Below are 13,274 nucleotides of genomic sequence, written 5' to 3'. Positions count from 1 at the left end.
CATGCCGGCCTTCCGCTTCGAAGCAATCGACACGTCGGGGCGCGCGCAGAAAGGCGTCATCGAAGCCGACAGCGCGCGCAACGCGCGCGGCCAGCTCCGCACGCAGGGGCTCACGCCGCTCGTCGTCGAGCCGGCCGCGAGCGCGACGCGCGGCGCGCGCAGCCAGCGCCTCGCGCTCGGCCGCAAGCTGTCGCAGCGCGAGCAGGCGATCCTCACGCGCCAGCTCGCGAGCCTGCTCATCGCCGGGCTGCCGCTCGACGAAGCGCTCGCCGTGCTGACCGAGCAGGCGGAGCGCGACTACATCCGCGAGCTGATGGCGGCGATTCGCGCCGAGGTGCTCGGCGGCCATTCGCTCGCGAACGCGCTCGCGCAGCATCCGCGCGACTTTCCCGAGATCTACCGCGCGCTCGTCGCGGCGGGCGAGCACACCGGCAAGCTCGGGATCGTGCTGTCGCGGCTCGCCGATTACATCGAAGAGCGCAATGCGCTCAAGCAGAAGATCCTGCTCGCGTTCACGTATCCGGCGATCGTCACGGTAATCGCGTTCGGCATCGTCACGTTCCTGCTGAGTTATGTGGTGCCGCAGGTCGTCAACGTGTTCGCGAGCACGAAACAACAACTGCCGCTGTTGACGATCGTGATGATGGCGCTGTCCGATTTCGTCCGGCACTGGTGGTGGGCGATCCTGATCGGGATCGCGGCCGTCGTCTATCTGGTGAAGGCGACGCTGTCGCGCGACGGCCCGCGCCTCGCGTTCGACCGCTGGCTGCTGACCGCCCCGCTCGCCGGCAAGCTCGTGCGCGGCTACAACACCGTGCGCTTCGCGAGCACGCTCGGCATCCTGACCGCGGCGGGCGTGCCGATCCTGCGCGCGCTGCAGGCGGCGGGCGAGACGCTGTCGAACCGCGCGATGCGCGGCAACATCGAGGACGCGATCGTGCGCGTGCGCGAGGGCTCCGCGCTGTCGCGCGCGCTCAACAACGTGAAGACGTTTCCGCCCGTGCTCGTGCACCTGATTCGTTCGGGCGAGGCCACCGGCGACGTGACGACGATGCTCGACCGCGCGGCCGAAGGCGAATCGCGCGAGCTCGAGCGGCGCACGATGTTCCTGACGAGCCTGCTGGAGCCGCTGCTGATTCTCGCGATGGGCGGCATCGTGCTCGTGATCGTGCTCGCGGTGATGCTGCCCATCATCGAGCTCAACAACATGGTGCAGTGACGGACGACGGGCGCGGCCCGCCGTGGCGGCGAGCCGGCGGAAACGAAGCGGCGCGCCCGGCGGCGCCGCGCTTTCAGCGGACGTAGATCGCGGGAGACGGCGTGTTGGCGGGCAGGAAGATCTCGGAGCGCGCGCCGTTGCGCTCGACGACGATCGAGCGGTCGCGCACCTCGGCGAGCTTCGCGCCTTGCGCGATCTCGCTGCCGAGCGACACCGCGTGCGGCGCGTCGCCGCCGATGCCGACGATGGCCGCCGCGCCGCGCTGCAGCGCAAGGATGCCGAACAGGTGGATGTCCTGCACCGGATTGCGGGTTAGCTGCCCGCCGAAGAGCGCTGCGGCGTCTTCCGTGCGCACCGGCGTGCGGGCGGCGGCGGCGGGTAGCGGAGCCTGATGCGCGGACAGCGTGACGACCCAATAGGTGGCCGTCGCGCAGAGCACCGCGAAGAGGGCGAGGGATAGGAGCCGGATCGATAGCGCGTTCATGCGCGTTATTGTACGGAGGAATATGAAATTTGCGTTGAGTGGAAGCCCGGAGCAAGTCGCGCCTTACAATGCGGCTTCACGCAGCGCACGCCGCGCGGCTTGCTGCCGCGCGCGTCACTCACTCACCGCTCATTTTTTTGAAGAAGAGGTAGTCACTCATGCAAACGTGGATCACTCGCCGCTCTCAGGCAGCACGCCGCCAACGCGGCTTCACGCTGATCGAGATCATGGTCGTGGTGGCGATTCTCGGCATTCTCGCGGCGCTCATCGTGCCGAAGATCATGAGCCGTCCCGATGAAGCGCGCCGGATCGCGGCGAAGCAGGACATCGGCACGATCATGCAGGCGCTGAAGCTGTACCGCCTCGACAACGGCCGCTATCCGACCCAGGATCAGGGCCTGAACGCGCTGATCCAGAAGCCGTCCACCGATCCGATTCCGAACAACTGGAAGGACGGCGGCTATCTCGAGCGCATGCCGAACGACCCGTGGGGCAACCCGTACAAGTATCTGAACCCCGGCGTGCACGGCGAAATCGACGTGTTCAGCTACGGCGCCGACGGCAAGGAAGGCGGCGAAGGCAACGATTCCGACATCGGCTCGTGGCAATAAGCCGCTAACGCCACGCTTACGCGCGACGCGCGCACTTTTTCGATGTACGCACGACTCGGTTCGTCTTTCGCTTTCGGCACGCGGCGTCGTGCGGGGGCTTCCCGCCGTTGCGCAGCAGGGGCCGCATTCGGGCCGTCCGTAGAGGATGGCCTCGGTCGTTCGGCGGGAGCCGCTTGCGGGCGGCCCGCGGCGCGTTCCCGCGGTCGCGCCGAGGGAACGCGCTTCGGCCGCCCCGACGAGGCTTCCTTCGCGCGCCGCGCGCGCGGCTTCACGCTGCTCGAAATGCTCGTGGTGCTCGTGATCGCGGGCATTCTGGTGTCGGTCGCGTCGCTGACGCTCAGGCGCAATCCGCGCACCGACCTGCGCGAGGAAGCGCAGCGCGTCGCGCTATTGTTCGAGACGGCGGGCGACGAGGCGCAGGTGCGCGCGCGTCCGATCGCGTGGCGCGCGACCGATCACGGCTTTCGCTTCGACGTCCGTACGGGCGACGGCTGGCGTCCGCTGCGCGACGACGTGCTGCGCGCGCGCGACTGGGACGGCGGCGTGACGGGCGCCGCAATCGACTATCCCGGCTCGGACACGCATATCGACGCCGTCGTGTTCGGCACCGAAAGCATCGACGTGCCGGTGCGCGTCACGCTTTATTCGGCGGTCGGCAGCGCGACGATCGTCGGCACCGGCAACGGCCGCTACGAGGTGCGTTGACGATGCACGCCCATGCCCTTCCCCGCCGGCGTTTCCGCTCGCGCTCGCGCGGCTTCACGATGATCGAGGTGCTCGTCGCGCTCGCGATCATCGCGGTCGCGCTCGCGGCGTCGATCCGCGCGGTCGGCTCGATGGCGACGGGCGCATCCGATCTCCACGCGCGGCTGCTCGCCGGCTGGAGCGCGGACAACGCGCTCGCGCAACTGCGCCTCGCGCACGCGTGGCCCGAGATCGGCACGCAGACGTTCGACTGCTCGCAGGGCAACGTCGCGCTCACCTGCACGCAGCGCGTGAGCTCGACGCCGAACCCCGTGTTCCGGCGCGTTGCGATCTCGGTGTCGATGAACGGCCGCGCCGGCGTGCTCGCCCAGATGGTTACGGTGGTCGCGAATGAAACCAGCCGCTCGCTCTGAACGCCGCGCGCGCCGGCCGAAGCACGCCCGGCAGGCGGGCCGCGTGTCCCGACGCGGCGCGCGCGGCTTCACGCTGATCGAGATGATGATCGCGATCACGATCCTCGCGGTGATCGCGATCCTGTCGTGGCGCGGGCTCGACCAGATCATCCGCGGCCGCGAGAAGGTGGCGGCCGCGGTGGAGGACGAGCGCGTGTTCGCGCAGATGTTCGACCAGATGCGCATCGACGCGCGGCGCGCCGCGACCGACGACGAAGCGGGCGAGCCCGCGGTGCGCGTCGCGGGCGACACGCTGCAGATCGTGCGCGAATTCGATGCGCCGGGAGCGGCACCGCGCCTGCAGGTCGTGCGCTACCGGATCTCGAACGGCCGCGTCGTGCGCTACGCGTCGCCGCCGATCGGCGACGTCAATGCGCTGCGCGACGCGATTCGCGGCGGCGATACCGAAGGCTGGGGCGCGGTGCCGCTGATGCGCGGCGTCGGCATGATCAACGCGCGCGTCTACGTGCCGAAGGTCGGCTGGACGACCAGCATGCCCGACGCCGACAACGCGCTCGAGCAGAACAACAACGCGCTCAAGGTGCCGATGCTCGGCAACGCGCCGCCGCCGCGCGCGGTGACGGGGCTCGAGATCAGCATCGGCGCGACTTCGCTGCGCGTGCCGGTCACGCGCATCTTCCTGGTCGGGGAGTGACATGCGCGCATCCGCCCTCCTCGTTCGTCTCGCTTCGCTTCGCCGCTCGCGCGCGCGGCCCGATTCGCGCGCATCGAGCGCGTCAAGCCCGGCGCATCCGGCATCGGCGCGTTTGCCGAGCGTGCCGCACGGCGGCGCCGGCGCGCGCATGTGCGGGCCCCGGCGTTCGCTGCGCGCGGGCCCGAACCGCGAGCGCGGCGTCGCGATCATCAACGCGCTCCTCGTCGTCGCGCTGTCGGCGATCCTCGTATCCGGGATGTTGTGGCGCCAGCAGGTGCAGGTGCGCCGGATCGAGAACCAGCGGCTGCTCGCGCAGGCGCAGTGGGTCGCGCGCGGCGCGCTCGACTGGACGCGGATGGTGCTGCGCTCCGAAGGCGATACGGCGCCCGGCATCACCTATCTCGGCGGGATCTGGGCGGTGCCGATCGCGAAAACGAAGCTGTCGGAATTCCTCGGCCGGGTGGGCGTGACCGACGCGGCCGACGGCTCGGACACCTATCTGTCGGGCTCGATCGAGGACGCGCAGGCGAAGTTCAACCTGCGCAATCTCGTGTCGTCGCCCGCGCCCGGCGCGCTGCAATTGAACGCGGCGCAGGTGCAGACGTTCCAGCGCCTGCTCGCGACGCTCGGGCTCGACCAGCAGCTCGCGAAGATCGTCGCGCGGCACGTGCGCGCGGGGCTCAAGCAATCGGCGACGCGCTTCCAGGTGGCCCAGCTGCCGGGCGCCGCGAGCGGCGTGCCCGTGCCGCTGCCGGACGGCGGCACCGAAGGCGGCGGCAACTTCACCGACGAGCCGGGCATCGCGGGCGGCGAAGGCCGCGGGCCCGCGCCGCTCATGATGACGAGCGTCGATTCGCTGCTCGACGTCGAAGGCTTCACGCCGGAAATGGTCGAGCGGTTGCGCCCGTTCGTCACCGTGCTGCCGACGGTCACGCCCGTCAACCTGAACACCGCGCCCGCCGAAGTGATCGCGGCGCTCGTGCCGGGGATGTCCGTGTCGTCCGCGCAGGCGCTCGTGTCGCGCCGCGAGACCGTGTTTTTCCGCAACGTCGGCGACGTGACGCTCGCGTTGCGCGGCTCCGGCGCGCCGAACGTGAGCCTCGATTCGAGCCAGATCGACGTCACGTCCAGCTATTTCATCGTGCATGGCCGGATCGAGCACGACCGGGCAGTCGTCGATCGCACGTCGCTCGTGTATCGTGATCCGACCACGCACTCGACGCGGATCGTACGCATTCGCGATCAGCTATAACAACGCCATTCGGGAGAGGAGCTCTTGAGCACGTTGATTGTCCTATTGCCGCCGCGCGAGCCGGCCGTGCCGTTGCAGGAATGGCAATGGCCCGAGCTGCCGTTCGCGCTCGTCGACAAGAGCGGCCACACGCAGCGTGCGGGCCGCGCGACGCTCGCGCTGCTGCCGCAGGCGGCGACGACGGTGCTCGTCGTCGCCGCGCGCGACCTGCTGATGCTCGAGCAGGCGGTGCCGCCCCTGAAGGGGCCGAGGCTCAAGCAGGCGCTGCCGAATATCATCGAGGATCAGCTGATCCAGGACCCGCAGGGCTGCCACATCGCGGTCGACCCGGCGGCGCTCGACGGCGGGCGCCGTGTGCTCGCGGTGATCGATCGCGCGTGGTTCAAGTTCATCGCCGAAGCGTTCACCGCGGCGGGGCACCGCCATCTGCGCGCGGTGCCCGTCACGCGCTGCCTGCCGCTGCCGACGCGGCACGAAGCGGCCGAGGTCGACGCCGAAGCCGAGGTCGCGCACGAGCTGCAAGCGGGGCGCGAGGCGGGGCATCAAGCGTCCGCCGGCGCGCCGGCGGACGCCGCGAAGCCCGCCGAGCCGATCGTCGCGGTTGCGCTCGGCCTCGCCGTGACGGCGAGCGCGCCGTCGCTCGCCGAGGAATCGGCGGCGTTGCTGCCGGAGACGGCCGCCGCGCCGCGCGTCGAGCTCGCGCTCGCACGCGGCGCGCTTGGCGAGGGCTTCGCCGCGCCGGTGTCGACCGCGGCGCTGACGCTCGAGGCGCTCGCGAACGGCACGCCGCTCGAGCTCTACGAGCTCGGCGAGCCGGGCGCTGAGCCGCAGCTCGCGTCGGTGCGGCCGCTCGACGACAAGCGCCTGCTGCCGGGCGCCGCGATCTGGCCGTTCGACGCGCTCGTGCGCCGCGCGCTCGACGCCCGCTTCGACCTTTGCCAGTTCGAATTCGAATTCGCGCCATGGCGTTTCGACCGCGCGACGTTCATGCGCGTGCGCGTGCCGCTCGCGCTCGCGGCGGCGACGCTCGTCGCCGCGGTGATCGGCGCGAATGCGCACTGGTGGAAGCTCGCGCGCGAACGTGACGCGCTGTCCGCGCAGATCACCGAGACGCTGCTGTCGGCGTTCCCGAAGACGACGACGGTGCTCGATCCCGCCGCGCAGATGGCGCGCCAGCTCGACCGGCTGCGGATCGCGGCGGGCGAACTGTCGCCGAACGATTTCCTGTCGCTCGCGAGCGGCCTCGCACGCTCGCTCGGGCCGCTGCCGCCGAACGGCATCGCGTCGCTCGACTATCACGATCGCCGGCTCGACGTCGGCTTCAAGCCCGGGACCAAGGTCGACCCCGACTTCGCGCAGCGCCTCGCGCGTAACGGCCTCGCGGGCGAGATCGACAGCAGCACGGGCAAGTGGACCATTCGGAGCCGGTCATGAAAGAGGAGTTGAACGAAGCGCTGACCCAGTTCTGGGAGGCCCGCACCGTGCGCGAGAAGCTGCTGCTCGGCTGGGGCGGCGCGGTGCTCGCGATCGCGATCGCGTATTCGGTGCTGTGGTCGCCCGCGCAGGAAGGCCGGGCGCAGATCCAGCGCCAGTTGCCGACGATGCGCCACGAGCTCGCGGAGATGACCGCGCAGGCGAACGAGGCGCGCTCGCTCGCGGCCGCCGCGCAGGGCGTCGCGCCCACTGGCGTCGCGCTCAAGGACGCGCTCGCCGCGTCGCTGTCCGACCACGGGCTTGCCGCCGCGCCGCCGCAGGTGGTCGGCGGCGGCGTGCAGATCCAGTTGAAGAACGCGTCGTTCCCCGCGTGGACGCAGTGGCTCGACGACGTGCGCCGCCAGTTCAAGGCGCAGGTCGTCGAAGCGCACGTGAGCGCGCTGAAGGAGGACGGCCAAGTTGACCTGACGGCCGTGCTGCAGCCGGCGTCGGTCAAGTGAGCGACATCGATGTTCGATTTAGCGGACCACGGGGAATCCGGATGCCGATGACCTGGCCGATGCGCATCCGGCGCTTCGTGCCGTGGGGCGCCGTCGGCGGCGCGGCGATTTTCGTCACGCTCGTCGCGCTGCTGCCCGCGTCGTGGGTCACGCCGAAATTCGCGCGCGCGACAGGCGGCCACGTCAATCTCGTCGATCCGGAGGGCTCGCTCTGGCGCGGCTCGGCGACGCTCCTGCTCGCGCCCGGCGCGGACCGCAGCGCGTCGACGCTGTTGCCCGGCCGCGTGGAATGGCGCACGCAGTTCTGGCCGCTCTTCACCGGGCGCGTGCGGATGCGGCTGCGCCAGACCGACGCGATGCCCGACGGCGTCACGCTCGACGCGACGCTGCGCGGCGCGATGCTGTCGGCGGGTTCGATGGCGGTGCCGGCGTCGCTGCTCGCGGGCCTCGGCGCGCCGTTCAACACGCTCGACCTGCAGGGCGACATGCGGATCGACTGGACCGACTGGCGGCTCTTCGGCAAGGATGCGTTCGGCCAGTTGACCGTGACGATCGCGGACATGAGCTCGCGCGTGTCGCGCGTGAAGCCGCTCGGCTCGTACCGGGCGGTGCTCGAGGCGCGCGGCGTGAACTCGACGCTCGATCTGTCGACGTCGAAGGGGCCGCTGATGCTGTCGGGGCAAGGGAATTTCGGCGCGACGGGCACGTCGTTTCGCGGCACCGCGAGCGCCGCGCCGGAGCAGCGCGACAACCTTGCGGGGCTTCTGAACCTGCTCGGCCATCCGATCGGCGGCGGTGCGGTGTCGTTGATCTACGGCGACGCGGCGCGCTGACGCAAAGCGCGCCGCGTGTTCGGCCGCGCGGCGTTGCGCCGGGGCGCGCTTGGGGACGCCGCAAGCACCGGCGAGGCGGCGACGCGAACGGCGGCGTTGGCCGAGATCGGGCCGTGGGCCGTTCGCGCGGCGGCCCGGCATGTGCGGTTTCGAAGCTTCGCGGCTTCGTCGCGAGGCGAACGCGGCCGTGAAGAGACGGCCGTCGATCGTCTGATCTGAACCGGCTCATTCCGGTTTCGTGCCGTTTTTGCCACCGGCAATCGACACGACCGGACCGTGGCGCTGCCCGCCGGCATCGCCGGGCGGCATCCTTATCTTCATCGGCGTCATGCCATCGAGCTTGCAGCGGACGTTCGACGGCTCGCAGAGGCGATCGTTGCGCCGCCGATAGCCGTTTTCCGCCCGCTGCTCCGCCCGGTCTTCCACCACACGGGGCACGGAGCACCGGGCACGATCATGCCGGCGAGCGGACGATGCGCCCGCCCGCAGCCGCCATCCGGATTATTGCTGCGCAGCCGTCGTCGTCGCCCGGACGACGGGCGCGTCGGCGGCGTCCGTCGCAACCGCTGCCGTCGACCGGGCCGTCGCCGCGGGCGCTGCAGCCGCCTGAGTCACCTGAGTCACCTGAGCGGTCTGAGCCGCCGGCGCCGCCGCTGCGGCCGGCGCGGAAGCCGGCACCGGCGCGGGCGCCTGCACGCCGCCCGTCTCGCGCGCGATCTGCGCGACGTCCCAGCCTCCGCCCAGCGCCTTCACGAGCCCGACCGACGACACCATCCGCTGCCCGGAAATCGTCGAGAGCTTCTGCTGCGCGCTGAACGCGGTCGTCTGCGCGGTCAGCACGTTCAGGTAGGCGACCGTGCCCGCCTTGTACTGATTGAGCGTGATGTCGAGCGCGTGCTGCGCGGACTCGACCGCCTGCCGCTGCACGACGATTTCCTGCTCGAGTATCCGCTGCGACGCGAGGTTGTCCTCGACGTCCTGGAACGCGGACAGCACCGCGGCCCGGTACGAGGCGACGTCCTGATCGTAGGTCGCGCGCGCGGCTTCGGTCTGCGCGGCGCGCAGGCCCGCGTCGAACAGCGTCGCGGCGAGCTGCGGGCCGACCGACCAGAAGCGCGCCGGCAGCGTGAAGAGCTGCGACCACACCGAGCTCTGGAAGCCGCCCGACGCCGACAGCGTGAGCGTCGGGAAGAACGCGGCGATCGCGACGCCGATCTGCTCGTTCGCGGCGGCCGCGCGCCGCTCGGCGGCGGCGACGTCAGGCCGCCGCTCGAGGATCGCCGACGGCACGTCGATCGGCATCGAGGGCGGCTCGGCCGTGAGCGGCATCGGCGGCAGCGAGAACGTCGACGCCGGCTCGCCGACGAGCGTCGCGATCGCGTGCTCGTACTGCGCGCGCGCGATCCCGTTATCGATCGCGGAAGCCTGCGCCGATTGCAGCTGCGTTTGCGCCTGGATCACGTCCGAGCGCGCGGCGACGCCCTGCGCGTACTGGTTTTGCGTGAGTTGCAGCGATTTCTGGTACGACGCGACGGTGTCGTCGAGCAGCTTTTGCGTCGCGTCGGCGGCGCGCAGCTGGAAGTAGGTCTGCGCGAGCGTCGCCTGCGCGGACAGCCGCGCGTTCGCGAGATCGGCCGCCGCCGCCGCCTCGCCGGCCTTCTGCGCGCCCACCGTGCGGCTTACCTTGCCCCACAGGTCCGGCTCCCATGACGCGTCGAGGCCGACGTTGTACGTGTTGCCGATCGTGCGCGCCGTGCTGCGCGATGCCGTGCTGCCCGAGGACAACGCGCTCGACGCGCGCGATTCGCTCGCGGTGAGGCCGAGCGTCGGGAAGTACGACGCGCGCGCCTCGGCGACGAGCGCGCGCGCCTGCCGGTACGCGGCCGCGTATTGCGCGACGGTCTGGTTCGACGCATTGAGCTTGTCGATCAGCGCGTTGAGCTGCGGATCGTCGTAGATCGCCCACCATGGGCCGCGGTCCGCGCGGTCGGCCGGCTGCGCGGCCTTCCAGCCGGGTGGCGCTTCCTTGTACGCGGCGGGAATCGCCGCGTCGGGACGGTGATAGTCGGGCCCGACCGCGCAGCCGGCGAGCAGCGCGGCGGCCGCAACGGCGACGGCGGCGCTCAGCGCGCGTGGCGCGCGCGGGTGTGGGACTTGCGACATGTTCTGGATTCCTGTCGAGGCGGCCGCCGGTGGACCGGGCGAGCGGGCGATGCGGCCGAAACGCCGACGGCGTGGCCGAAATGGTAACTGACGGATGCGGGAATGCGCAGACGTTAGGTTAAAGCGCGGACGGGGCCGGATGTGTTACCGGCGCGGGGCGGCTGTTTACCGCGCGTTACGCACCGATGCGGCGCGGCGGCCGCGTTTCACGGGCAGCGGACGGGATCGCCATGCGGGGCGGCGAGGCATAGCTGCGGCGCCGAAGTTTCCTGAGCCGACGCGGCCCGGCCGCCGCCGGCGCGCGCCGCGCGTTGCCGCCGCTGATCGAGCCACGCGAACCCGAGCGCCGCGAGCGAGCCGCCCGGTACGATCAGCAGCACGGCGTACAGCGCGATCTTCCAGCCGCGATGCGGGCCGGAAAGCGTGTGGCGGGCGGTGTCGGACAGGTTGCGGCGCAGCGCGCCGGCGGCGGTTTTCAGCAACGGCATGGGGAAATCCTCGGGACGCACGCCGAACGGATGCGGCTGCGTGGGCAAAGCGGTCAGAACATTGTCTCTGGCGGCGCATTAAGCGCGTAACTCATTGACTGAAATAATATTGACTATGCAATAAATATTCAAGATACTGGCGGCGTTTTTCCTGGAATGCACTGTTGCGGCTCGTGCAACCGACCGGACAGCCCGACGATGAGCAGCCTTTACGACCCCGAGCACATCGAGCTCGAATCGAGCCTCGGCTACTACCTGACGAAGGCGCGGCAGGCGCTCGTCGAGCGGCTGGACCGCGCGCTCGGCCCGCTCGACCTGACCGCGCAGCAGATCGGCGTGATCCTGCTGCTCGCGCGCGGCTTCGCGCGCACGCCGTTCGAGCTGTCGCGCAAGATGTCGTACGACAGCGGCTCGATGACGCGAATGCTCGACCGGCTCGAGAAGAAGGGCTTCGTCGTGCGCGCGCGCAGCGAATCGGACCGCCGGGTGATCGAGCTCGCGCTGACCGAGCGCGGCGCGCACGCGGCGAAGGCGCTGCCCGGCCTGATCGCGACCGAGCTGAACGCGCAGCTCGAGGGTTTTTCGGCCGACGAGCTCGCGCTCCTGACCGACCTGCTGCGGCGCTTCATCGCGAATTCGCCGGGCGCGGCCGATACCGCGTGCGCGGCGATCGTCGAATCGCTGCCGAACGACGGCTGACCGGGAACGACCTTGGATGAGCACCGGATTGCGGCCCGTCCGCCGCACATTTATCTGTCTGGGCAGAAGCTGACAAGTCACTTACTGTCAGTCGATGTCGACGAACAAAAGGATGTCGGGGCAACGGTCGCCCCGTAGGAGACATGCATGGCTGTGACGGCCCCCGCTTCCGCTTCCCCTTCCGCCGAACCGGCGCCGTTGTCGGGGGGCGTGCTCGCGCTGCTGACGGTCGGGCTCGCGCTCGGCACGTTCATGGAGGTGCTCGACACATCGATCGCGAACGTCGCGGTGCCGACGATTTCCGGCAGCCTCGGCGTCGCGACGAGCGAAGGCACCTGGGTGATCTCGTCGTATTCGGTCGCGTCCGCGATCGCGGTGCCGCTGACCGGCTGGCTCGCGCGGCGGGTGGGCGAGGTGCGGCTCTTCACGCTGTCGGTGCTCGCGTTCACGATCGCGTCCGCGCTTTGCGGCCTCGCCGAGAATTTCGAATCGCTGATCGCGTTCCGGCTGTTGCAGGGCCTCGTGTCCGGCCCGATGGTGCCGCTGTCGCAGACGATCCTGATGCGCAGCTATCCGCCCGCGAAGCGCGGGCTCGCGCTCGGCCTATGGGCGATGACGGTGATCGTCGCGCCGATCTTCGGCCCGGTGATGGGCGGCTGGATCACCGACAACTACACGTGGCCGTGGATCTTCTACATCAACCTGCCGATCGGCGTGTTCTCCGCCGTGTGCGCATTCTTCCTGCTGCGCGGCCGCGAGACGAAGACGACGAAGCAGCGGATCGACGCGATCGGGCTCGCGCTCCTCGTGATCGGCGTGTCGTGCCTGCAGATGATGCTCGACCTCGGCAAGGACCGCGACTGGTTCAATTCGACGTTCATCACCGCGCTCGCGCTGATCGCCGTCGTGTCGCTCGCGTTCATGCTCGTCTGGGAATCGACGGAGAAGGAGCCCGTCGTCGATCTGTCGCTCTTCAAGGACCGCAACTTCGCGCTCGGCGCGATGATCATCTCGTTCGGCTTCATGGCGTTCTTCGGCTCGGTCGTGATCTTTCCGCTGTGGCTGCAGACCGTGATGGGCTACACGGCGGGCCTGGCCGGCCTCGCGACCGCGCCCGTCGGCTTCCTCGCGCTCGTGTTGTCGCCGTTGATCGGCCGCAACATGCACCGGCTCGATCTGCGGATGGTCGCGAGCTTCGCGTTCGTCGTGTTCGCCGTCGTGTCGATCTGGAATTCGACGTTTACGCTCGACGTGCCGTTCAATCACGTGATCCTGCCGCGGCTCGTGCAGGGGATCGGCGTCGCGTGCTTCTTCGTGCCGATGACGACGATCACGCTCTCCAGCGTCTCCGACGAGCGGCTCGCGAGCGCGTCGGGGCTGTCGAACTTCCTGCGCACGCTGTCGGGCGCGATCGGCACCGCGGTCAGCTCGACGTTCTGGGAAAACGACGCGATCTATCACCACGCGCGCCTCGCGGAATCGGTGAACGTCTACGCGCAGAACACGCTCGATTACCAGGGCGCGCTCGCGCAGCTCGGCATCACGGGCGACGTATCGGCCGCGCAGATCAACCAGATCGTCACGCAGCAGGGCTTCATGATGGCGACCAACGACTTCTTCCACATTTCGGCGCTCGCGTTCGTCGCGCTCGCGGCGCTCGTGTGGGTGACGAAGCCGAAGAAGGGGGCCGGGCCCGCGATGGGGCATTGAGCGGCGGCGGCCGGCGCGTCATGCGCAGCGCATCGCGGGCGGTTCGTGTGCGACGGCGCGAGCCCATGC

Annotated in this window: 15 protein-coding genes; 11 read left to right on the top strand and 4 right to left on the bottom strand. The window is 70.2% G+C overall.

The genetic code is table 11. The annotated features are described in order from the left end of the window. Position 1: 1 nt before the first annotated feature. Positions 2-1,219 (top strand): type II secretion system inner membrane protein GspF, encoded by a 1,218-nt coding sequence (gene gspF / locus WT60_RS00415; RefSeq protein WP_038750074.1) that lies wholly within the window; start codon positions 2-4, stop codon positions 1,217-1,219. A 73-nt stretch (positions 1,220-1,292) separates the two neighbouring features. Here gspF and WT60_RS00410 read toward each other — a convergent pair whose 3' ends face one another. Further along, positions 1,293-1,703 carry a general secretion pathway protein GspC gene (locus WT60_RS00410; protein WP_038750072.1) on the bottom strand — a complete coding sequence of 137 codons (411 nt, stop codon included), beginning with the start codon at positions 1,701-1,703 and terminating at the stop codon, positions 1,293-1,295. Positions 1,704-1,861: 158 nt separating this feature from the next. Between WT60_RS00410 and gspG the strand changes: the two genes are divergently transcribed. The 8 genes from gspG to WT60_RS00365 all read left to right on the top strand — a co-directional run bounded on the left by gspG (position 1,862) and on the right by WT60_RS00365 (position 8,145). Beyond that, complete coding sequence (gene gspG, locus WT60_RS00400) at positions 1,862-2,314, top strand: type II secretion system major pseudopilin GspG (RefSeq protein WP_038750069.1); 453 nt, start codon at positions 1,862-1,864, stop codon at positions 2,312-2,314. 42 nt (positions 2,315-2,356) lie between these two features. Continuing rightward, positions 2,357-3,019, top strand: coding sequence for a GspH/FimT family pseudopilin (locus tag WT60_RS00395; RefSeq protein ID WP_082759430.1), 663 nt, complete (start codon positions 2,357-2,359; stop codon positions 3,017-3,019). Positions 3,020-3,021: 2 nt separating this feature from the next. Next, the gene (gene gspI / locus WT60_RS00390) at positions 3,022-3,432 is read left to right on the top strand and encodes a type II secretion system minor pseudopilin GspI (RefSeq protein ID WP_059578128.1); all 411 of its coding nucleotides are present in this window, start codon (positions 3,022-3,024) and stop codon (positions 3,430-3,432) included. Beyond that, positions 3,410-4,126 carry a prepilin-type N-terminal cleavage/methylation domain-containing protein gene (locus WT60_RS00385; protein ID WP_060356251.1) on the top strand — a complete coding sequence of 239 codons (717 nt, stop codon included), beginning with the start codon at positions 3,410-3,412 and terminating at the stop codon, positions 4,124-4,126. Before gspI ends, WT60_RS00385 begins: the two co-directional genes overlap by 23 nt. A gap of 148 nt (positions 4,127-4,274) precedes the next feature. Beyond that, entirely contained in the window at positions 4,275-5,378 is a 1,104-nt protein-coding gene (gspK, locus tag WT60_RS00380) for a type II secretion system minor pseudopilin GspK (protein WP_082717621.1), read from the top strand. A 24-nt stretch (positions 5,379-5,402) separates the two neighbouring features. Then, positions 5,403-6,812, top strand: coding sequence for a type II secretion system protein GspL (gspL, locus tag WT60_RS00375; protein ID WP_059577888.1), 1,410 nt, complete (start codon positions 5,403-5,405; stop codon positions 6,810-6,812). Next, complete coding sequence (locus WT60_RS00370; RefSeq protein ID WP_038750234.1) at positions 6,809-7,312, top strand: type II secretion system protein M; 504 nt, start codon at positions 6,809-6,811, stop codon at positions 7,310-7,312. Before gspL ends, WT60_RS00370 begins: the two co-directional genes overlap by 4 nt. A gap of 41 nt (positions 7,313-7,353) precedes the next feature. Then, entirely contained in the window at positions 7,354-8,145 is a 792-nt protein-coding gene (locus tag WT60_RS00365; protein WP_038750057.1) for a type II secretion system protein N, read from the top strand. 225 nt (positions 8,146-8,370) lie between these two features. Here WT60_RS00365 and WT60_RS00355 read toward each other — a convergent pair whose 3' ends face one another. From WT60_RS00355 to WT60_RS00345, 3 genes are all read right to left on the bottom strand, one after another. Beyond that, a complete protein-coding gene (locus WT60_RS00355; protein WP_145986704.1) occupies positions 8,371-8,574 on the bottom strand; it encodes a hypothetical protein in 204 nt (67 codons plus the stop codon). Positions 8,575-8,646: 72 nt separating this feature from the next. After that, the gene (locus tag WT60_RS00350; protein ID WP_059671022.1) at positions 8,647-10,308 is read right to left on the bottom strand and encodes an efflux transporter outer membrane subunit; all 1,662 of its coding nucleotides are present in this window, start codon (positions 10,306-10,308) and stop codon (positions 8,647-8,649) included. Positions 10,309-10,514: 206 nt separating this feature from the next. Next, the gene (locus WT60_RS00345) at positions 10,515-10,796 is read right to left on the bottom strand and encodes a hypothetical protein (protein WP_038750046.1); all 282 of its coding nucleotides are present in this window, start codon (positions 10,794-10,796) and stop codon (positions 10,515-10,517) included. Between the two features lie 198 nt (positions 10,797-10,994). Between WT60_RS00345 and WT60_RS00340 the strand changes: the two genes are divergently transcribed. Both WT60_RS00340 and WT60_RS00335 read left to right on the top strand, forming a co-directional pair. Continuing rightward, positions 10,995-11,495 carry a MarR family transcriptional regulator gene (locus WT60_RS00340; protein ID WP_060356271.1) on the top strand — a complete coding sequence of 167 codons (501 nt, stop codon included), beginning with the start codon at positions 10,995-10,997 and terminating at the stop codon, positions 11,493-11,495. Between the two features lie 147 nt (positions 11,496-11,642). Beyond that, positions 11,643-13,205: a DHA2 family efflux MFS transporter permease subunit gene (locus tag WT60_RS00335; RefSeq protein ID WP_059577876.1), complete on the top strand. Its 1,563-nt coding sequence runs from the start codon at positions 11,643-11,645 to the stop codon at positions 13,203-13,205. Positions 13,206-13,274: the final 69 nt, after the last annotated feature.

The sequence above is a fragment of the Burkholderia sp. MSMB617WGS genome (assembly GCF_001532025.2).
Classification (GTDB): domain Bacteria; phylum Pseudomonadota; class Gammaproteobacteria; order Burkholderiales; family Burkholderiaceae; genus Burkholderia; species Burkholderia savannae.
Note: the sequence above shows the minus strand (reverse complement) of the source record. Positions and strands in the feature narration are given on the sequence as shown.